Below are 20,751 nucleotides of genomic sequence, written 5' to 3' on the forward strand. Positions count from 1 at the left end.
GAAGAAGTAACTCTGTGATCGTCACTTCCTACACTCAAATCCCGGCTCTCCTGGTCGACTTCGTGCCCGAGGCGGCGAGCCTGATCGAGGAGGAGGCCGACATGCCCATCCGCGAGGCGGTTCGTGACGACGACTTCGCGCTCGGCTACTTCAATCTCCTTGGAAATGTGCTGTCCTACCCTCTGCTGATGCCTCAGCTGCGCTCGGGTGATCCGGATCGCGATCTCGTCGCGCGCTGCTTCGCCTTCGTGGAGAAGTTGATGGAGAGCCCGGAGGACGGGATCCGGTCGGCTGCGCACTTCCAGTGCCTGGAGCCGCTTCTCGATGCGGGCGGCCTTCTTGAGACGGCGCTTCCGTTCATGGGGGAGCGGACGAGGGGAGAGGCCGCGAAAATGGTGCAGTTCTACGCCGTCGAAGTGGACGACGATACGCGTAGGCAGCTAGGGCTGTAGCTCTGCTGCATTCCGATGAAAAAGAGGGGCAGGAGCCGTCGAACGGCTCCTGCCCCTCAGCGCATTCAGGGCCCGAGGGCCCCGCACCTCAGGTCATCCGCAACGCCAGGAAGAAGTCCGGCTTGTCCTCCAGCCGCGACAAGTCGCGCCCTGTCAGCTGCTCACCGACAACTGCCCCCCACCCGGGCGGGAGCCCACGTCGCTTTCCCGCCGGTCTCCGCGGTGGCCGGAGAGAACCCGAATGGTGAGCGGCCACCTATCCCGCCACACATCGGCCAACCATGGATCCACGCTGTCGCCTGATGTGCGGAGAAGCGAAATAACAGGCCCCACGCGCGCTCCTGCCGGTGAAGAGCAAGGGCAAGCGCAGCTGCGGGAGGGGGCTGGACCTCGCCTTGGGGGTGTCGCCTTTCGGGGCGGCGGGTCAAGTCGGGCGGTGCGTCGGGCTGGAGGATCCCCGGGACCAGTTTGGGACCACACGAACGCGCGCCTGGGGTCAAGGGGTCGTGGGTTCAAATCCCGCCGTCCCGACCAGCGATTTTCGCAGGTCGGAGGCCGTTCTCGCATGATGCGGGGGCGGCCTTTCTGATGTTTCGTTGGCTTGTGGTCGCGAGGTGGTCGCAGGCTCGGGGGACCTTCAGGGCTGGGCTGCTGTAATTCCTGGTGCTGGTGGGCTGTCTGATGACGGTCATCTGGTTGTGCAGCTGGGGGATGTGGTCGCAGGGCGGTCGCGGTGCCGGGATGGGCCGTGGGGGAGGGGGTGGCTGGTCGGCTCGGGTGAGGGTTTTGTCGATTACATCAACGGCTTCGCGGGCTGCCTGGGCGGTCAGATGGCTGTAGACGTTTGCCGTGGTCGAGAGCGTGGAGTGCCGCAGGGTCTTGGACACCACGGTGAGCGGGACACCGGCGTTGATCGAGATCGTGGCCGACAGGTGCCGTAGATCATGAATCGTGGTGCGGGAGACGCCGGCCTCGCGGCTGAGCAGGTGGAACCGGTTGAGGGCGTATTCCGGATGGAGTGGCTGACCGTCGGCTCGGTGGAAGACAAAATTGCCCTCGAGGCCCTCTGCGGTTGACGGACACAGCTCGCGTCTGCGGCGCTGCAGGGCGGCGGCGACGCGGCCGGAGATCGCGACCCAGTTCCTGCTGCTCCTGGTCTTGGGCGTGGTGATCACGAGGCGGTTGTTGTCGATCGCGGACAGTGTGGTGTGTATATAGAGGACACGCTTGTCGAGGTGAACGTCCTCCCAGCGCAGAGCGAGCGCTTCCCCTTTACGGATGCCGGTTCCGATGAGGACTTCGACGAGGTCGGCCATGAGCGGGTCGGCGGTGTGGCAGTACCGCAGGAAGGTGACCGCTTCGTCGATGGACCAGATGTGGCGTTCGGCGGCGGTGGGTCGGGGGATGATCGTGGGTCGTGCGGGGTTGTGGTCGAGCCGGTGATGCCGCACCGCCTCGCCCAGCGCACTCGACAGGGTGGCGAGGATCCGGTGGACGGTGACCGGTCCACGGCCGCCGGCGAACTGTGCTCGTACGAAGGCCGCGATGTGGCCGTAGCCGAGATCGTCGAGCCTGATCTTCCCCAGTGCGGGGATGAGGTCGTCGACAACGTAGTGGTGGTAGCGGACCGTGGTCGTCGGCTTCAAGGTCATCGCCTTAGCCTGGAGCCAGGCGGTCAGATAGTCAGCGACCGTCTGGTTCGGGTCGGCGAGGAAGCCGCCGGCACTGTCGACCATCCGCCGCAGCGCCTGGGTGGCCTCCTCGCGGGTAGAGAACCCGCCTCGCCGGATGGTGCGCCGACGGGCGGGGGAGGGGAGATCAACGACGAACGTCCAGGTCCCGTGATCAGGATCGGCGAGTAGCTTTGGACAGCATGGTCCGAGCTGGTGGTGCAGGTCGTCCCGGCAGCCGCAGCGCCGGTAGACGCGCCCCCGAGTAGTGGCAGAGCGCATGGTGATCGCTTCCAAAGGTTGCGCATTGAACTGCTACACCCAGTGTCGAACCCGGGACGGTGGTTCCTGCGACCACATGCGACCACAACGGCATCCGCGCCGCGTCTGACCTGCGCATATCCCTTGGCGGGGCGACAAGTACGGCCTTTGCTGGCAGACCATGCACACTGGCACGGTCACATTGTCGGGCGCGTCGTCATGCCGCTCACCGCAGATGCGGCACGTGCGACTCAGACCATTTGAAGGCGACTGCTCGCGCACACGACGCAGTGTTTCTGGTGAGGGGTCCGAGAAGCGGCGCGGGTGGGTGATGATGACTTCGTGAGTCTGGACCTGAGTAACTATGAACTTCTGTGGCCAACATCGCTGTTTATTTCCGAGGGCGAACGCATCCTCAAGTCACGGGGGCACTCCTGGGAGGAGCGTGCGATATGGCTCATGACTGAGGCGCTGACCGGCACAACCGCCGTCACGGACTTCGAGGATACGCCGGACCACAGCGCCGATCCCTGGGCGAGCACCGTCAGCGACTTGGGCACCAAACCAGCCGTGACAAATAGGTACGACTGGTTTGCCGAGCTCATCAACCGCGCATCTGAACTTCGGCCCGCGGCCGCGCCGCGGCCGTACTGGCCGCAACGGCAGGGGCGGGAGCTTTCCCATGACGGCAGCACCGCGCAAGACGCCCGCCGCGACTTCGCGCGGATCATCTACGAGTTCACGGACAACGGTTACCTGGCCGAGAGGTTCGGCGAGGAATGTGTCGACGCCCCGAATGGCTTGCCCGACGCCTCCGAGGTGATCGACAAGTACCTTGGCATACCCAACCTGTGGCCGCTGACACCGGAGACCTGGGACGAGGACACTTTCTACGGGCTGATCGAGGTCTTCCACGACCTGGTCAGCCGCCCCCGCCTGCGGCGCTTTCACTCCTACGCCAGCTGCGGCTGGCACCACTCAGAATTCCACAACGGCCCGGCCCGCATTCTGTACCGGTCCAAGGTCAACGAACTGCTGCGCTTCGCCAGGATTGAGTACGAGCTGGCCGCGGAAGGTGAAGACCTGGGACGCCTGGTCGCCTTCACCGACGACGCCCGAAGCCAGCTGGTGCACCGGGCGCTCAACGACAGCGCACCCAGCATCGCCACACGCATCCGCCACGCCATAGCGCTCTTCCGCGGCCGCGACACGTCCGCCGAAAGCAAGAGGTCGGCGATCGTCACCCTTGCAGGCATCCTCGAGGAACGCCGCACCCTGATCAAGGATGAAGTCGGGAAGCCCGACGAAGGCGCCCTGTTCGAGATCGCCAACCGCTACGACCTGCGTCATCGCCGAGCCGACCAGCATGGCGACTATGACGAAGCGTTCCTCGACTGGATCTTCTGGTGGTACCTCGCCACGGTCGAGCTGACCAACCGGCTGATTGCGTCACGGCGGCACCTCGCCGAAGGTAGCTGACCAGCTACCCACCAGGCCCGCCACGACCGCAGACGACTCCATCGGTCTGGATACTGTCCGTATGGCTGAAGGCTCCGATCCACAACAGGACGTCACCTACAGGGCCCCTGTTGGCTCCGTCGACCTCCGGGCGTTCGACGACAACGGCAAACCCTATGAGATCTGGGCGTGCCACGACTGCCTGCCGTGGCACGCCGAAGTTGTTGTCATTGAGGAGGAGACCCTGATCAGGGAGTGGCACGCCGTCGAGTGCCCGCAGTTCCAGCAACTCATACAGGACAGGTGATGTCTGATGGCCTTATGGCGAGATCGCCGAGCCAGATGTCCATGGCGGCGTTGGTCCGTGGTGCAGGTGGTCCTGGTAGCCGCAGCGCCGGTAGACGCGTCCCCGAGTGGTGGCGGATGACGGGGCGTCAGTCTCGCTGTCGTAGCTCGTCGCTCTGGGCATGGGCGAAGGAACTCACTGGTCGGCTCTCTGTGGATCGTGGTGGCGAGCGTTCTGCTTGAGCTCGAGGATGGCCCGGTCCGCCTGGGCGTTCTCCCCTTGGGCGACTCGGTGTACTCCAGCCCGCCACCGCTCCGTCACCAGACGCTGCGACCTGAACCGAGCTGATCGACAAGACGGACCCAGCACAACCCGGGGCGCTGGCCACCGACCGCACCGGTGCCCGACGCCCCGGACTTACGGCCGCGCCGCAGCAAGAGCGGCCGCGCGGCAACGCTCGCGGTTTCTGCCCACTCGCGCCACGTTGCGCTCCTCCTGCCTGTAGCGTGATTGTCCCAACCATGCGCTCCAGGAGGGTAGATGGATCCGGAAATGGCAGCCTTAGCATCCTCGGCTGCCACGGCACTGGTCACCGCGTGGACGACCGAGGCGTGGACCGGACTCAAGCAGCGGCTCGGGCGTCTGATTGGCCGGGGCAACGATCGTCAGGCCGCCGTGGTCGCGGCGGACCTAGCCACCACGCAGACCGAGCTGGCCGTCGCCGACGCGACGGGTGACCTCGACCGCGTGGCCCAGGTGGAGCAGGCATGGCGGGACCGCCTCCGACTCTTCCTCGCGGAGGACCCGGCGGCCGCAGTCGAACTACGGCTCATCCTGGATGAGTTCGAGCGTGCCCGGAGCGGCGGCGCCGCTCGTGACCGGGACCACCTGGAGGTCCACCACAACACCTTCCACGGCCCGGTCCAGTTGAAAGGTGTCCAGAACAACCACGACTGAGACACGGGAATGGACAACGAGCGCACCTCCTTTGATGTACACGGCAACCGCATCGACGGGCCGACACAGGTCGCGGGGACGCAGAACAACTACTTCTCCGCCGGTCCCGCGAGCCCACCGCCACCCGGCACGTGGACGACGGTGGAACGGGCGGATCCGCTCGCCTTCGGCGTGCATCGCCCCCGCCGGCAGGAAGGTCGGCCCCTCCTGCACCCCTACGTGACCCGGGATGTCGATGTCCGCGTGCGTCCCCTAATCGCCCGGCTCAGACGCACCGGCGGCTTCCTGGTTCTCACCGGCGACTCGACCGCGGGGAAGACCCGCTGCGCCTTCGAAGCCATGCGGGCTGAACTGGCCGGGTGCCGAGTGTGGGCGCCTCCTCGCACTGCCGACCTGCGGCCGCTCGCGGGCTTGGACCTGCCCTCAGCGGAAGGCTGGGTGCTCTGGTTGGACGATGTCGAGGACTACGTCCGGGACGACGGACTGGAGCCCGCGCTCCTGTCCGGCCTCGTTCACCGAGGGGTCGTCGTGCTCGCGACCCTGCGGGACGAGCAGGTCGACCGCTTCTAGCGCCGGAGTTCCAGCCGGGCCGCCCTCGAAGCGCCGTACGCCTTCCTGGCCAACCTCGGCGCGCGTGTGCTCCACATGGCCGAGCAGATCCGCCTCGACCGCATGTGGAGCCGAGCCGAGCTGGGCCGCGCCGAGGAGGTGGATGACCCCGGGCTGGAGGAGGCCCTGAGACACCGGGGCGACTACGGGATCGCCGAGTACCTGGGCGCAGGGCCGGCGCTGCTGGACGAGATGAACCGGGCCTGCCGGGCAGGTGGAAATCCGCGAGGGCACGCCTACGTCAGGGCTGCGGTCGACCTGCACCGTGCGGGTCTGCTGGAGATTCCCTTCGCCGCCATCGAGGAGCTGCACCTCACCTACTTGGAGAGAATCCCGGGCGCACGGCCGGAGTCGGCCGCAGAGGCGTTCACCTGGGCGACCCGGGTCCACTACGGGGCGACGGGAATGATCAACCCGGTGGGCGTCGACTCCGTCGCGTGGAAGCCTTTCGACTACCTCGTGGAGCACTTCTCCTGGGGCGAGCAGCCTGTCCACCGGGACACCTGGGACATCGTCCGCAGGCACGTCCGGCACGACTTCCATCTGTACCTCGTCGGCAGGCTCGCGGCAGCGTTCGGAGAAGACGACGTCGCCGAATCCATCTGGCGCCCGCTGGCCGACTCCGGGAATGCGGACGCCCTGTTCTGCATCGCCCTCCTACGGTCCCGACAAGGGAATCCGGCGGAGTCCGAAGGCCTGCTGCACCGCGCCGCGGATCTCGGGCACGAGGACGCCCCGTACGGACTGGGTCTGCTACTGCGCGAGCAGGGACGGCTGCAGGAGTGCGAGATCCAGTGGCAGCGCGCCGCCGTCGACGGTAACGCAGAGGCCGCGTACGACCTCAGCAAGCTCATGCACGACCAGGGGCGGGACGCGGAAGCGGAAATGTGGCTTCGCGCGGCCGCCGAACACAGCCACGGCGAGGCCCTCTACACGCTCGGCGTACTGCTGGCACAACGGAAGCAGTACCGGGAATCCGAACGCTGGCTCTGGGAAGCGGTTCACCAGCACGTCGACGGGGCGGAGGAATTCCTGGAGACCGTGATCCGGCTGCGCGAGACCGCCCGGGATGTCGAGGAGTTGAGGAACGAGGCGCGGAACGGGGACTGGGACGCGGCCTTTGCCCTCGCTGAGCTCCTCAGATCCCTCGACGAGCTCAAGGAGGCGGAGCACTGGTTGCACCGGGCCGCGTATGCCGAGCATTCCGAGGCGACGCTGAGGTACGGGTTCGTCCTGTCCGTCGTCCATAGGGACTACGAAGGCGGGGAGCCCTGGCTGCGCCTGGCGGCGAACGCGGGGAGCATCGAGGCTACCTACTGGCTCGGGGTGAACCTCGGGATGCAGAAGAGGGGGCGTGAGTCGCTCCAGCTCATCGCGCTCGCCGCCCGGGCCGGACTCCCCGCCGCGACGGAGTACCTGAGGAACCGGGCCGAACCCTAAAGGCCTGCAGAAGAACAACATGCCGATGTCTGGTTCGGCTGCGCCGTCATGTGGTAAGTGGCTCGCTAAGCTGCAGGATTCGCCCGACCGCGGTCATGGATGCCACGGTCTACGGCGACGGCTGACGCTGCTTCCTTCCTGGTCACCGAGGCCTGCCACAACGAGCGTCCCCGGAACTGAAATCCGCATGTTGTTCTTCTGTAATCCCTTAAGTAACGGCTGAGTATTACCTCGATGAGCCAGATGCCGCAGACCTTGCCATCTTAGAGTCGAAAGGTGAACTGGCTGATATGTTAATAGGTGACGAAATTGGCAGAGTTGACGGTCGGACGGGTGGGGTTGTGAAGGTCTGCAGGGCCACTGGAGACGGCTGGAAGTGTGACAGGCAGGTCATAGCGAAGGGCCTGTGTAACGCGCACTACCAGCAACATAAGCGAGGGATGCGGGAGTTCAAGCCTGCACAGGTAAAGCGTCGCAGTGACAAAACGTACTCGAAGTTCCGCTGTGAGGCGTCGAGCCAGCACCCCCTAGCTATGCCTGGGTCCTCCGTTTGGGGCTGCGATCGGGAGGTCCGCAACGCGAACAAAGGCCTGTGCGACACCCATTACCTGCAGACTCTCGCGTCGAGTGTGGTCAAGCCATTCAAGGCGAAGCTCCCCATGGCGACTATCCTTGCGTATCGAGACCAAGGGCTGAAGCAGTGCTGCACCTGCAAGCAGGTCAAATCGTTCGAGGAGTTCTATAAGAGCAAGACCTCGGCTGACAGTTATCGGCCACAGTGTGTTTCATGTATCAAATGGGTCCATATTGAGGGGAGCTTCCACCTCACGCAGGAGGATTACTGGGCACTGCTTGACCATCAAAACCAGTCCTGTGCAATCTGCAACGTGAAGGGGCTGCGGGAAGTTGGGACTTGGCACATCGATCATGATCACTCTTGTTGCCCGAAACAGGGTAGGTCGTGCGGGAAATGCATTCGAGGTCTCCTCTGTAGCAGTTGCAATGCGAAGGGGCTCTCCTGGTACGAGAACCTTCCGGCGGACCTCCGTAACATCCCGATATTTGAGTCCTATCTTTCCGATCCACCCGCAAAGAAGGTCCTCCTCTGAGGTCAGTTCCGTAACCGCTGGTCATGGGTGAGATGATCTTTGCACGGCTGGTGTGGTCACGGCATCGGAGCCGTCTTGGATAGGCCCGTTCACCGGGCTGAGCCCGCGCTGCTTCGGCAAGTTGGTGACCATGGTGCAGCGTGAGAGTGCAGCCGAACCACGGCTGGGGCGTCCGTGGGGTCTGTTGCTTGAGGGCAGCATTCTGTTGGTCGCGGCCTCCTGACGCACAAACTTGACGATGTGCCAGCTGGTCCTGCTGTTCGGAATTTCGAAGTCGGCGGCCGACCGGATCATCGACCACATCGGCCCTCTGCTGGCACTGCCGTCTCGGCGCCGGTTCACGAGAGGCATGGTGCTGATTGTGGAGGGGGCCCTGTACACACTCGTGATCACACGGTCGCCGAGCAGTCCAAGAACTACCGGTACACCAGGTCGTTATCGACTCCGAAACCCGATTGGTCGTCGTGGCCGGACTGCCGCTGCCGGGCAACCTCAACCACTGCAAGGCGTGGGAGGAATCGGAGACCAAGAGCGCGGTCGGCCGGTCGGCCGTGAAAGCGGATGGCGGCTATCCAGGGACCGGGGTGATCATGCCGCACCGTCGCTCCCCGGGCGAAGAACTGCCAGGCTGGAAGCGGGAGCGCAATCGCTCGCACAAACAGGTCCGGGCCCGAGTGGAGCATGTCTTGGTCAGCATGAAGACCTCGAAGATTCTTCATGGTTGCCGGCTCAAGAGCGACGGCGTACACCGCGCCATGTACAGCATCGCCCGCCTGCGCTACCTAGCCCCTACCCGATAGTGGTTGCGCATCCCCTTGAATCCGGGCATGCAGATGCATGTCATGTCAGCCATCCGCATGCCGTAGCGCAATGCGCCGAACGCCCTCAAATGCGAAACCGGCCTTCTCTCCGCCACCCGGTAATAGATCTCGTTGCGGTCAGAATGTGCAAGCTCCAGACGGTGGAAGTCCACCTCCTTCAGCGCCCAGTTGAACAGCGCGGCGAGAGAGCGCGGAGTGATCCCTTGTCCGCGGGCATGGGGCAATACTCAGTACGCGCATTCGGCAAGACCCTGGAAGAGATCCATCCAGCGCAAGGCCAACTGGCCCAGGTGCTCACCGCCGACCGCACGGTTGACCTCCCACTGGGCGCCGCGCTCCTCCTGCCACTGTCGCTCGGCGGCCACAATCCACCTCTCAGCTGCCGTCCGCGAGTTCATACGACGCATAGACCAGAGCCGGATCGTCGTGTCCTGGAAGGCGTCCAGCAAGACCATTGCGACCTGCCAGGCAAGCGACCCAGTGACCAACCATCGAAGATCACTTACGGGACAGCCCTTAGGCACGACCGCGACCCGGCATTCGATGCTCGATGCGCTGTGATTAACTCCCGCCCCCGTATGACGCTTTCGGTATTCGGCGCTGAGTCCTGAAGTCCACCTGAACGAGGTCGAAATCGGCGGCGGGCTTCAGTGTCATGCACCGGAGTGGACGTATGCGGCCCACAGCGACGGCGCAGCGCGGTATTGGTCCCGCAGCATGTGCACTGTCCGGTGGAGGGCCTCAGCGGATCGGGGGATGGCAAGGTCGCCTTGCTCGTTCCCGAGCATGTCGTAGAACGACTGCGCGGCCTGTTCTGCGACGGCGTCATCGATCTCCCAGAGTGTCCCGATGACATGCCGGAAGCCCGCCAACTGGAATGCGCTGGTCAGTTGGATGGCTTCATCTATGAGGTCGGTGTTGGTGTTCGCTGCAGTGCTGCAGGCCGAGAGATAGGCAAGGTCTGCGGAGTCGAGGTTGATCCGAGCGAGGCTCGCCAGGGTCAGTGGGGCGGATTGGTGGTCGCTGAGCAAGAGCCGGCTCCGTGACGGGTCTGTCCGGTCGGTGATCCCGTGACAGGCAAAATGGACGATGGCGCTCTCCTCCAGCGCGACGAGGATCTTGTCCTTCGTCGGGTCATCAGCGTCGGCCCGGCCGTCTGGAAGTGCGGCGGCGATATAGGTCTGCGGGGAGGGCAGACGAGTGCCCACCCAGTCAGCCTCGGCCGCAGCTTTACTCAGTGGGGCGCCGTTCGGTAGGCCGGGTGTGACAGGCATGGCCACGACCAGTGATCGACGCTCGACGGTCGGAACCGCTCGCACGGCTCTCCGCGCATACTGCAGAGAACGTATGCTCGGCGCGTACGAGGAGATCACGCGGTCCAGCACGGTGCGGCTGTCCTGCTGGTCTTGGTGGTACCCGGCGGCATGGAGGGGCAGGAGTCCGAGAATCCCACCGGGAAGCCACCAGACGCGCGGCGTCGGCGAATCGGGTGATGGCAGGGAATCCAGGCCGAGGCTCATGAGAACCGGTTCAGCGACGACGTCCCAGAGCCACTCCAGGACCGCCGACACATCACGTTGCGCGTGGATCCTCTCGGCCCGGGCAGCCTGCGGGTCGCTGGCCGTGGCAAGAGCAGTGTAAAAGACGTTGATCTGAGTGGTGAGTGACTCGGTGTCAAGTCCTCTGAGGTGGATCCTGCTGACGCCGTTCTCCGTCACCGCAATGGCATCGCTGCCGTACCTGCTGACGTTGAAAAGTACCACGGGACCCAATCGAGCTTCCTTGATCAGGTCCTCGGCGACCGGTTGGCGAAGGAAGCCCGCGAAACCGTCCAACGAGCGCACCTGGTCGATCAGCTCGGCAAGGTCCAAGGCCGCCCGATGTCTGCCGAGTGGCTGCGATGCTCCCAGCGCGCTGGCGCGCGTGGAAGCCTGGACGGCCACAGTCGGCGGCGCAGGAACATCGGAGTCGAGCACGTCGGTCAGCTGGACAAACCGATCAGCCAGGCGCGGGTGGGTTTGCCGAAGGGCTGTCAGGTCTGTCCTGTTCTCAAGCGCTTGGCCCAGCAAGACCGCACGCCCCGATTCCAGTACGACCAGTGCGCGCTCGAGCACCGGAAGGGCAGGCGGTTCCGAGTCGGAGCCGCCCAGTAGCAGCGCTGCGGCATCACCGGCGAGCCCGGACAGTTCACTGAGCTCGTGCTGCTGGTCGCTTCGCCTGAGCCACCGTTCTGCGACGGTTGGCAACAGCTCGACTGCGGTAGCGAGCAATTCGGCGCCCCGGGCAGGTTCCGACTCGGCGAGCAGCGCCGTGGCTGATCTCGCCGCGCGGATCCGAGTGGACGGCGCACCGGAGGTGAGCTTTAGCGCCGCCTCGAAGGCGTTGACTGTTTCCTCCTTACCGTAGCCGGTCGCTCGGAACCGGGCGTCCAGGGACATCCCGAGGTTTGCCAGCACAACCGTCCGGAAGGGCTGGTCCGCCGGACTGGCTGCCACCGCCTGCTGGCCGGCTTCGATCGCGGACTCAAGGTCACGGAGATCACCGGTGGCCGTGAACCTCGAGCGCAGTGCGCCGCCCAGGTTGGAGATGAACCCTGCGCGGTCAGGGCGGCCGACCGGCGTGACATCCGCAGCTTGGCCGAGCAGCTCGATGGCGTCATCCAGGTCCTGCAAGTCGCCGGTGAGCTCGTACCTGGCTTCCAAGGACATTGCATGGTTGGACAGAAGCAACCCACGATCGGGATGGTCGACCGCCGCACGATGCGCGGCCTCGGCGTTCGCCTGAACCGCTGCCTCCAAGTCTGCTTCCGCGCCGGTACGCCAGAATCGCGTCTGCAGGGCTCCCGCGAGATTGGAGAGGTACCTGGGGCGGTCCGGGTGGTCCGGCTGAGTGGCCGCGACAGCCTGTTCTCCGTACGAGATCGCGGCGTTCAGGTCCGCCGTTGTGCCGGATCGCCTGAATCTCTCGGCCAGGGCAAGGGCCACGTTGGACAGGTACCCCGGCAGGCCCGGGTGGTTCTCCGGTGCCGCCTCGACTGCCTGCTCCCCGAAAGCGATCGCAGCTTCCAGATCCGCGACTTCTCCAACGGATCGGAATCGGGTGCTCAATGCGATGCCGAGATTGGACAGGTGGTTCGCGCGCTCGACATGACGGTCTGGCGCGAGCTCGACCGCCTCTTGCAGGGCTTCGATGCCAAGCTCCAGGTCGGCGGACACCGCCGTCAGCCGGAACCGCGCCTGCAACGCACCGCCGTAGTTGGACAGCGCCTCTGGTCGCTCGGAGTGCCCGCTCGGAGTGACCGCCAGGGCTTTCCCGAGGGCGTCGACGGCATCGTCGATGTCCTGTACCGCACCGCCGGCTTCGAAACGGGTCTGCAGGGCGTGTCCGAGGTTGCCGAGAACCCCGCGCAGCAACTGGGAGTCGGCTGGCGCACGGTCGGCCGCACGCCGATTCAGCAGGACGGCCTCAGCCAGATCCTCCGCATTCCCGGATTGCTCGAACCTGATCCGATGAGCAGTTCCGAGGTTTGACAGAAGTCCGGCAAATGCCGGGTCTTCCGGCTCGGCGAGTTCCATCGCCTGCCGATGTCTGTGGATGGCCTCGTCCAGGTCCTCCAGGTTCCCGCTGTGTCCGAAGGCGATCAGCAGCACTTCACCGAGGTTCGCCGAGAGGGTCGGAGCGAGGGTGTCTTCGCGGATGGCTTGGTCAACGCCTTGCCGAGCAGTGCCGAGGGATTCCCTCAGATCTGCTGACGCGCCGACAGATCTGAATCGGGTGAGCAGTGCCTGGCTCAGTAGCGCCAGCGCCGTGCAGTGCTGCGGCTCTCCCGCCGGGAGAGCCGCAACTGCTCGTCTGAAGACAGCAATCGCTTCGTCGAGATCGGATGGATCGGTGCGGCGTTGGAAGCGTTCCTGCAGAGCCACCGCGAGCGTGATCAGGGCCCCTCCCCGGAGCGGTGAGTCAGGAAGACCTGTGGCCACCGCCCGCTGCATGTAGTCAAGGGCCTTATCGAGATCAGCAGGCTTCTGAGTGACTCCGAACCTGCTCCACGCGAGAGAGCCCGCGTTGAACAGAATCTCCGCGGGCGGGGAGTGATCCACTGGAATGATCTTCACCGCTGCCTCGGCGAAAGCGACGGCGGTATCCTGATCCGCTGGGTCACCGAGCAGGTCGAACTGCCGCTGCAGGGCGATACTCAGATCTGACAGGCGCCAGGCTCGTATGGGGTCATCAGGTGCAGTGGCTGCAACGATGCGGTGCCACAGCCGGACAACTGCGCGAACCTCGGATCGGTCGACTTTCTTGAGAATCGAGGTCGCGCTGATCACGGCATTGTCGACAATAGTGGGGAGCAAAACCTCGGGTAGGGGATCTACGCCAGCGATGAAGCAGGGAGTGAACGCTTCGACAGCAGCGATCCAGTCATTTTGACTCGTCCCAGGCTCCTGAGCCCTGATGCGATAGAAGTGCACCCATCCCAGCACCAGCCACCCCTCGACGCCGCCCTCGCCCTTCTGCAGGCTCTGCTTGAGTAGTTGCGCGTTGGCGAGGACCTCGGGCCCAAGTGCGACTTTGGGATCACCGGCCAAGCGGGTCGAACTCAGCTGCTTCATCGCAGTGTTCAGGTGTTCCTGGTACAAGGCGGCTCCCGGCTCTCCCAGCAAAGGTTGCAACTGATATGCAATCAGAGAGCATGCTGTCACGCGCCGTTGCTAACGCCGTCCATGCGTACCGGCATGATGACCAGCACTCTTACGATATCGTCCTCCCGGGCCAGCTCCACGCGTCAACTACTACTGCAGGCGCCACGCAAGCGGGTCCAATGACTCCTGGGAGGGCAGATGGTCGACAGGCCAGACGATGAGCTCGCGGACGCGGTTGCATACGTTTGCGGGGATGCAGCGGAGATCCGCGAAGCACTGGAACCTGCCACCGAACCGCTGGACCGCCTCCTGGAGGCTGTGCGCGCCGGCGAGGGCGTCGCCACTGCCCTGAACGACCTCCACGTGGCTCTGCAGGCGGCAGGTGATGCCCTGGGTGTGCATGGCCGCAACCGATCCGCGGCAAGTGGTCTGCGGCTCGCCGGTGTTGTGGCCTCCCGGCCAAGAGATACTCTCCTGATCTGTCCGACCGGACGTTGCAGCCGGTATGACCGGCCCGATCCGGTCGCTCCCGCTCCGAGCTGCGCCATCGACGGTCTGGCGCTGCGCCAGACGCTGCTCTGACATGGGCGGCCTGTTGGCGACGCTCAGCGGTAAGTTGGCGGAACGCTGGCTGTCCCTGCTGGTCCTTCCCGGCGTGCTGTTCGTGTCGGCCGTCGCGGCCGCCCGGATGCTCGGTCACGGTCATGCCCTTAACCTTGCTCTACTAGTGCGCCAGGTGAAGCACTGGGCGACCGCTGTCAAGCTAGCTGGCCTTCCCGGTCTGGCCGTGGCCATGGTGGCCCTTCTACTTGCCTCCGCTGCGGCCGGGCTTGTCGCCCAAGCCCTTGGCTCGGGGTGCGAGTACGTCGTGCTGGCGAGCCGGTGGGATTCATGGCCGCCCCCGTGGCGGCAGCTCGCTCGGAGCTGCGTCGACAGGCGGCGCCGTAGGTGGGAACGCGAACGGGCCGCCTATGCGCGGGAATGGAACGCCGCTGCACGCCGCACAGTCCTGGCCGCCCGGTCCGATCCGCACGCTGGTACGGCCGACCAGGTACCGCTCCGACGAGACGCCCTCCTCGATGCCGCGTACCAACGGATCACTCGGATCTCCGAGTTCGAACCCCAACGCCCCACGTGGACCGGTGACCGCATTCATGCCGTCACGGTCCGTCTCGACGAGATCTACCGGCTCGATCTCGGAGTCGTCTGGCCATCGCTGTGGTTCACCCTGCCCGAAGTCGAACGCACCGAGATCAACGCGGCCCGTGAGGCCCTGACGCGTGCCACCACCCTGGTCGGCTGGTCGCTGCTCTACCTCTCGCTCGCGGTGATCTGGTGGCCGGGGCTCGTCATCGCCTGCGTCACTGTGGCCACTGCCTGGCGCCGCACCCGGGATGCCGCCGACGCCTACGCGCAGCTCATTCAGGCGAGCACCCAGTTGCATGCCCGTGCGCTCGCCTGCCAGCTCGGAATCAGCCCGGAGGGCGAGGAGCGCCTCACTCCCCAAGCGGGATGGGATCTCACACGCTTTCTGCAAGGGCGTGTTCGGGGCACCGTATCCACCGACATGCAGGCATCGACAACCAGCCTGCCGTGAGAGCACGGTAGCGCCACGGCGGCAGCTACTGCGGGTCCGCGAACGACTGTGGGGACGCATGGGGAGACGGGACAGCTTGCTCGCAGCCGTCCGAGCCCGAGTCCGGCAAATTGTCGATCTTCGGATCCTGCGCCGGCCCTTGAGTCCGAAGCTCTTGCCGAGGCAGGGTGGTTCGCCAGAACTCGAGCCCAGCCTGATCTCGTCGAACCGCCGCAGCCCCTCGATAGCCGTCTGCGCGATCGGCGCGCCCAGCGGGTGGTGGGCCTTGCCCAGCAGGCCGATCAGGTCAGTGATCTCCGTGGTCATGTGGTCGGCGATGTTCAACCCGTTGGCCGCAGAAACTGTCGTCCGATGCCGACGCCCGGCGGCTCGGGCTCGCGCGGCGTACGCTGGTCTTGTGGCCAGCTGACAAATCCCTGAACTGCGGGAGGTGGCCGAGGTGATGGAGATCCTGGGGACCACTTGGGGACCACACGTCATGCGCGTAAATGGACAACCAGGACGTTACTGAATGAACTGTCACGGTAATTTGCCCTGATTGTCCGGGATTTGATGGTTTAGTACTTGACTGGGGGTCAAGGGGTCGTGGGTTCAAATCCCGCCGTCCCGACACGGTGAAACGCCCTCTGGCCTGGGAGAAATCCCAGGCCAGAGGGCGTTTTGCATGTCTCGGAGCGAGGGCGATTCTGATGTGACGTCAGGCGCTCGGGGACCACTTGGGGACCACGCCATCCGGAAAACCCCTGATCAGACCCTGTTTCGCTGGGGACCGAGATCACGAGTGATTTCGGGGTTTTGTGTACATCGGTAGCCGCCATCGACGATGAGTACGTCGCCGCTGCCCGGCCTGCGCTTGGCCGGGGCCGGGGCCGGGGCCGGCAACGGCCCGTGCCGGGAGATGATGCGGCCGGCGGCGGTGGAGATCCCGAAGGGCGGGGCGAGCTGTGGCCTGGGCAGGTTGGTGCGGCAGTACATCGCCACCAGCAGTACCCGGCCCTCCAGGGGCAGCGGCCACGGACGACCGGGCCGGCCAGGATCCAGAGCCTGCCCGCCAGTCCGGTGGACAGCCTTCACCAGGCGCTGGAACTGCCGCGGGCGAAGCCCGGTGAACACCTGGACGAACTCACGACGCTGAGCGGAGACCACCTGCACGACCAGACCGACGCAGGCAACCCGACACGGTTACGAGAAGAGCTTTGTGCCGGAAGGAGGCCCGGCAGAAGCCGGGCCTCCTTCCGGAGTCGGAACTCGTGACGCCTTACCGGAAGCGGCGGAGGCGGAGGCTGTTGGTGACGACGAAGACGGAGGAGAAGGCCATGGCCGCTCCGGCGATCATCGGGTTGAGCATGCCGGCCGCCGCGAGGGGGAGGGCGGCGATGTTGTAGCCGAAGGCCCAGAAGAGGTTGCCCTTGATGGTGCCGAGGGTGCGGCGGGAGAGCCGGATCGCGTCGGCGGCCACCAGCAGGTCGCCCCGTACGAGGGTGAGGTCGCCGGCCTCGATGGCGGCGTCGGTGCCGGTGCCCATGGCCAGGCCGAGGTCGGCGGTGGCCAGGGCGGCCGCGTCGTTGACGCCGTCGCCGACCATGGCGACCGAACGGCCCTCGGCCTGCAGGCGCTTGACGACGTCGACCTTGTCCTGGGGGAGGACCTCGGCGATGACCTCGTCGATGCCCACCTCGCGGGCGACGGCCTCGGCGACGGCCTTGTTGTCACCGGTCAGGAGGACGGGGGTGAGGCCGAGGCGGCGCAGTTCGGCGATGGCGGCCGCGCTGGTGTCCTTGACGGCGTCGGCGACGGTGAGGACGCCGCGGGCCGCGCCGTCCCAGGCGACGGCCACGGCGGTGCGGCCCTCGGCCTCCGCGGCGGCCTTCGCCGCGGCGAGTTCGACCGGCAGCTCGATGACCCACTCGGCGAGCAGCTTCTCGCGGCCGACCAGCACCGCGTGCCCGTCCACGACTCCCTGGACGCCCAGCCCGGCGATGTTCTCGAAGCTCTCGGGGGCCGGCAGGGTGCCGGTGCGCTCGGCGGCGCCGTCGGCGATGGCGCGGGCGATGGGGTGCTCGGAGGCGTGCTCCAGGGCGCCGGCCAGGCGGAGCAGGTCCTGCTCGGAGACGCCGGGGGCGGTGATGACCTCGTGCAGGGCCATGCGGCCGGTGGTGACGGTGCCGGTCTTGTCCAGGACGACGGTGTCGACGCGGCGCGTGGACTCCAGGACCTCGGGGCCCTTGATGAGGATGCCGAGCTGGGCGCCGCGGCCGGTGCCGACCATGAGGGCGGTCGGGGTGGCCAGGCCCAGGGCGCAGGGGCAGGCGATGATGAGCACGGCGACGGCGGCGGTGAACGCGGCGGTGGCGTCGCCGGTCACGGACAGCCAGGTGAGCAGGGTGCCGAGGGCGATCAGCAGGACGACGGGGACGAAGATCCCGGAGATGCGGTCGGCCAGGCGCTGGACGGCGGCCTTGCCGTTCTGGGCGTCCTCCACGAGCCTGGCCATGCGGGACAGCTGGGTGTCGGCGCCGACGCGGGTGGCCCGGACGACCAGGCGGCCGGAGACGTTGACGGTGGCGCCGGTGACGGCGTCGCCCACGGTGACGTCCATGGGCACGGACTCGCCGGTCAGCATGGAGGCGTCGACGGCGGAGCCGCCCTCGGTGACCGTGCCGTCGGTGGCGATCTTCTCCCCGGGGCGTACGACGAACAGGTCGCCGGCCGCCAGTTCCGCTACGGGAACGCGGACTTCGCGCCCGTCGCGCAGGACGGCCACGTCCTTGGCGCCCAGCTCCAGCAGCGCCCGCAGGGCCGCGCCGGCCTTGCGCTTGGACTTCGCCTCCAGATAGCGCCCGGCCAGGATGAAGGCGGTGACGCCGGCGGCGGCCTCCAGGTAGATGGAGGACGAGCCGTCCGCCCGCGAGACCGAGAAGTCGAAGCCGTGCCGCATGCCCGGCATGCCGGCGTGGCCGAAGAACAGCGCCCACAGCGACCAGCCGAGCGCGGCGAGCGTGCCGATCGACACGAGCGTGTCCATGGTGGCGGCGCCGTGCCGGGCGTTGGTCCACGCCGCCTTGTGGAAGGGCAGCGCGCCCCACACCACCACCGGCGCGGCCAGGGTCAGGGACAGCCACTGCCAGTTGTCGAACTGCAGGGCCGGGACCATGGCCATCAGCACGACCGGCACCGCGAGGACGAGCGACACCGCCAGCCGCTGCCGCAGGGCCCCGGTCTCCCCGCCGTCACCCGCCTCGGCGGCTTCCGGCTGGACCGTCTCCGTCCCCGTCCCCGTCTCCGTCACCGGCTTCGGCGGCTCCTGCGCCGTGTAGCCGGTCTTCTCCACGGTGGCGATGAGGTCGGCTATCCCGGTCCCCGGCCTGTAGGTGACCTTGGCCTTCTCGGTGGCGAAGTTGACCGTCGCCGTGACGCCGTCCATGCGGTTGAGCTTCTTCTCGATGCGTGCCGCGCAGGACGCGCAGGTCATGCCGCCGATGGAGAGTTCGACTTCGGAGGCGGCCGCGGCGGGTGCCGGGGTCTTCTCGAGAGCGGTGCTGGTCATTCGGAGTCTCCTGGAGGAGGGCCGGAGCTGCGGGCGTCCATATCAGTGGAGCGGCACGAACCGGCGGGTACCGGGAACTGTGTACGGGGAGGGGGTATCCGGGGGGAGTCCCGGGTATCCGGGGTGTCTCAGGCGCGGCCGGCGAGCTCGTAGCCCGCCTCGTCCACGGCGGCGCGGACGGCCTCGTCGTCCAGCGGGCCGGTGGAGGTGACGGTCACCAGCCCGGTGGCGGCCACGGCCTTGACGGAGGTCACGCCGGCCAGGGCGGAGACCTCCTGCGAGATCGATCCCTCGCAGTGGCCGCAGGTCATGCCGGTCACCTTGTAGACCGTGGTGATGGCGGTGGCGGTGCCGACCTGGACGTCTGTGGCCGTGGAGGTGCCGCAGGTGCCGCCGGGGGTGCAGCAGGAGCCGGAGTTCGTCGGGGAGGTCATGGCTGGTCCTTGAGGTCGTGGGCGCACGTGGTGCGCGGGGTGTGCGCGGTGTCTTGTGCGAGAGGCGGCCGGGAAGGTGCCCGGCGTCTCCTGCTGACCAGAACCATATACCCCCCAGGGGTATTCCGTAAGGGGGGTGCAGCGGCGTGTGGCACGGCGCAAAGGTCTGTGGGCTGCGCACGGTCGCTGCCATGGGAGTGGCGAGTGGCGCGTGCGCCCGCTCAAGCGGTTGTGCACCCGGACACTGCTGCGTACGAGTTGCAGCTACGAGTGCGGCGCGCCTACGGTGTGCCGTCGTTTGCGCACCGCAGGAAGGGGCCGCCATGGTCACCACCGTCTCCACCGCCCAGGACACACGTCTCACGCGGTGGCAGCGAATATCGGGAGTGATGACCCGGGCCGAGTGGCGCCGCATGGGCGGTATGGCCGCGTTCATCCTGGCCCTCCACATCGTGGGCTGGTTCACGCTGGTCGCCATCGTCGCCCCCGAGCACTACAGCGTCGGCACGAAGTCCTTCGGTATCGGCATCGGTGTCACCGCGTACACGCTCGGCATGCGGCATGCCTTCGACGCCGATCACATCGCCGCGATCGACAACACCACCCGCAAGTTGATGCACGAGGGCAAGCGGCCGCTCTCGGTCGGCTTCTGGTTCTCGCTCGGCCACTCCAGCATCGTCTTCGCCCTGGCCCTGCTCCTCTCCCTCGGCGTCAAGGCCCTGGCAGGACCGGTGGAGGACGACAACTCGCAGCTCCATGAGATCACCGGCTGGATCGGCACCACCGTCTCCGGTGTCTTCCTCTACGCCATCGCGATCGTCAACGTCGTGATCCTCGCGGGCATCTGGAAGGTCTTCCGGCGCATGCGCTCCGGCCACTTCGACGAGGCGGAGCTGGAGGAGCAGCTCAACAACCGGGGCTTCATGAACCGGCTGCTGGGCCGGGTGATGAAGTCGATCACCAAGCCCTGGCAGATGTACCCGCTGGGCCTGCTCTTCGGCCTCGGCTTCGACACCGCCACCGAGATCGCCCTGCTCGTCCTGGCCGGCTCCGGCGCCGCCTCCGGCCTGCCCTGGTACGCGATCCTCTGCCTGCCCGTCCTCTTCGCGGCGGGGATGTCGCTGCTGGACACCATCGACGGCTCGTTCATGAACTTCGCCTACGGCTGGGCCTTCTCCAAGCCGGTCCGCAAGGTCTACTACAACCTCACGATCACCGGCCTGTCCGTCGCTGTAGCCCTGGTCATCGGCACGATCGAACTGCTCGGACTCCTCGCCGACAGGCTCGGCCTGCACGGCCCCTTCTGGGACTGGATCGGCGGCCTCGACCTCAACACCGTCGGCTTCGTCATCGTCGGGCTGTTCTTCGCCACGTGGGTCCTCGCCCTGGTGATCTGGAAGGTCGCCCGGATCGAGGAGAAGTGGACCGCCGACGTGAAGTCGGTTCCCGCGACCTCCGACTAACCGG

The 20,751-nt window shown here is 66.4% G+C and carries 16 protein-coding genes, 1 tRNA gene and 1 pseudogene; 12 read left to right on the plus strand and 6 right to left on the minus strand.

The features are described 5' to 3' along the window. The first annotated feature begins 14 nt into the window (after positions 1–14). Positions 15–452 carry a hypothetical protein gene (locus AB0E98_RS12575; protein ID WP_361701633.1) on the plus strand — a complete coding sequence of 146 codons (438 nt, stop codon included), beginning with the start codon at positions 15–17 and terminating at the stop codon, positions 450–452. A gap of 512 nt (positions 453–964) precedes the next feature. Here AB0E98_RS12575 and AB0E98_RS12580 read toward each other — a convergent pair. Further along, on the minus strand, positions 965–2,419 hold the full coding sequence (locus AB0E98_RS12580; protein ID WP_361701635.1) for a tyrosine-type recombinase/integrase: 1,455 nt from the start codon (positions 2,417–2,419) through the stop codon (positions 965–967). A gap of 306 nt (positions 2,420–2,725) precedes the next feature. Between AB0E98_RS12580 and AB0E98_RS12585 the strand changes: the two genes are divergently transcribed. From AB0E98_RS12585 to AB0E98_RS12615, 7 genes and pseudogenes are all read left to right on the plus strand, one after another. Continuing rightward, complete coding sequence (locus tag AB0E98_RS12585; RefSeq protein WP_361701637.1) at positions 2,726–3,862, plus strand: hypothetical protein; 1,137 nt, start codon at positions 2,726–2,728, stop codon at positions 3,860–3,862. 61 nt (positions 3,863–3,923) lie between these two features. Then, positions 3,924–4,148, plus strand: a complete 225-nt coding sequence (locus tag AB0E98_RS12590) for a hypothetical protein (RefSeq protein ID WP_361701638.1) — start codon at positions 3,924–3,926, stop codon at positions 4,146–4,148. Positions 4,149–4,679: 531 nt separating this feature from the next. Then, positions 4,680–5,084: a hypothetical protein gene (locus tag AB0E98_RS12595; protein ID WP_361701639.1), complete on the plus strand. Its 405-nt coding sequence runs from the start codon at positions 4,680–4,682 to the stop codon at positions 5,082–5,084. A 9-nt stretch (positions 5,085–5,093) separates the two neighbouring features. Further along, positions 5,094–5,654: a hypothetical protein gene (locus tag AB0E98_RS12600; protein WP_361701641.1), complete on the plus strand. Its 561-nt coding sequence runs from the start codon at positions 5,094–5,096 to the stop codon at positions 5,652–5,654. Positions 5,655–5,729: 75 nt separating this feature from the next. Then, entirely contained in the window at positions 5,730–7,133 is a 1,404-nt protein-coding gene (locus tag AB0E98_RS12605; RefSeq protein ID WP_361701642.1) for a hypothetical protein, read from the plus strand. Between the two features lie 659 nt (positions 7,134–7,792). After that, entirely contained in the window at positions 7,793–8,242 is a 450-nt protein-coding gene (locus AB0E98_RS12610) for an endonuclease domain-containing protein (protein WP_361702117.1), read from the plus strand. A gap of 52 nt (positions 8,243–8,294) precedes the next feature. Next, positions 8,295–9,042 (plus strand): annotated as a pseudogene (locus AB0E98_RS12615) (transposase). Between the two features lie 248 nt (positions 9,043–9,290). Here the strand turns inward: AB0E98_RS12615 and AB0E98_RS12620 are convergent. Both AB0E98_RS12620 and AB0E98_RS12625 read right to left on the minus strand, forming a co-directional pair. After that, complete coding sequence (locus tag AB0E98_RS12620; protein WP_361701644.1) at positions 9,291–9,428, minus strand: hypothetical protein; 138 nt, start codon at positions 9,426–9,428, stop codon at positions 9,291–9,293. A gap of 288 nt (positions 9,429–9,716) precedes the next feature. After that, positions 9,717–13,703 carry a CHAT domain-containing protein gene (locus AB0E98_RS12625; RefSeq protein ID WP_361701645.1) on the minus strand — a complete coding sequence of 1,329 codons (3,987 nt, stop codon included), beginning with the start codon at positions 13,701–13,703 and terminating at the stop codon, positions 9,717–9,719. Between the two features lie 201 nt (positions 13,704–13,904). On the opposite strand from AB0E98_RS12625, the gene AB0E98_RS12630 reads away from it, so the two are divergent. From AB0E98_RS12630 to AB0E98_RS12640, 3 genes are all read left to right on the plus strand, one after another. Continuing rightward, the gene (locus AB0E98_RS12630) at positions 13,905–14,288 is read left to right on the plus strand and encodes a hypothetical protein (protein WP_361701647.1); all 384 of its coding nucleotides are present in this window, start codon (positions 13,905–13,907) and stop codon (positions 14,286–14,288) included. A gap of 1 nt (position 14,289) precedes the next feature. Further along, complete coding sequence (locus AB0E98_RS12635) at positions 14,290–15,303, plus strand: hypothetical protein (protein WP_361701648.1); 1,014 nt, start codon at positions 14,290–14,292, stop codon at positions 15,301–15,303. A 497-nt stretch (positions 15,304–15,800) separates the two neighbouring features. Next, a tRNA-Pro gene (locus tag AB0E98_RS12640) sits at positions 15,801–15,913 on the plus strand. Between the two features lie 137 nt (positions 15,914–16,050). Here AB0E98_RS12640 and AB0E98_RS12645 read toward each other — a convergent pair. The 3 genes from AB0E98_RS12645 to AB0E98_RS12655 all read right to left on the minus strand — a co-directional run bounded on the left by AB0E98_RS12645 (position 16,051) and on the right by AB0E98_RS12655 (position 19,284). After that, on the minus strand, positions 16,051–16,455 hold the full coding sequence (locus AB0E98_RS12645; protein WP_361701649.1) for a transposase family protein: 405 nt from the start codon (positions 16,453–16,455) through the stop codon (positions 16,051–16,053). 106 nt (positions 16,456–16,561) lie between these two features. After that, positions 16,562–18,850: a heavy metal translocating P-type ATPase gene (locus tag AB0E98_RS12650; protein WP_361701651.1), complete on the minus strand. Its 2,289-nt coding sequence runs from the start codon at positions 18,848–18,850 to the stop codon at positions 16,562–16,564. A gap of 128 nt (positions 18,851–18,978) precedes the next feature. Further along, positions 18,979–19,284, minus strand: coding sequence for a heavy-metal-associated domain-containing protein (locus AB0E98_RS12655; protein WP_361701652.1), 306 nt, complete (start codon positions 19,282–19,284; stop codon positions 18,979–18,981). 389 nt (positions 19,285–19,673) lie between these two features. Here AB0E98_RS12655 and AB0E98_RS12660 point away from each other — a divergent pair, with 389 nt between their 5' ends. Beyond that, a complete protein-coding gene (locus AB0E98_RS12660) occupies positions 19,674–20,747 on the plus strand; it encodes a HoxN/HupN/NixA family nickel/cobalt transporter (protein ID WP_361702118.1) in 1,074 nt (357 codons plus the stop codon). Positions 20,748–20,751: the final 4 nt, after the last annotated feature.

The sequence above is a fragment of the Streptomyces sp. NPDC037389 genome (assembly GCF_040636475.1).
Taxonomy (GTDB): Bacteria; Actinomycetota; Actinomycetes; order Streptomycetales; family Streptomycetaceae; genus Streptomyces; species Streptomyces hesseae.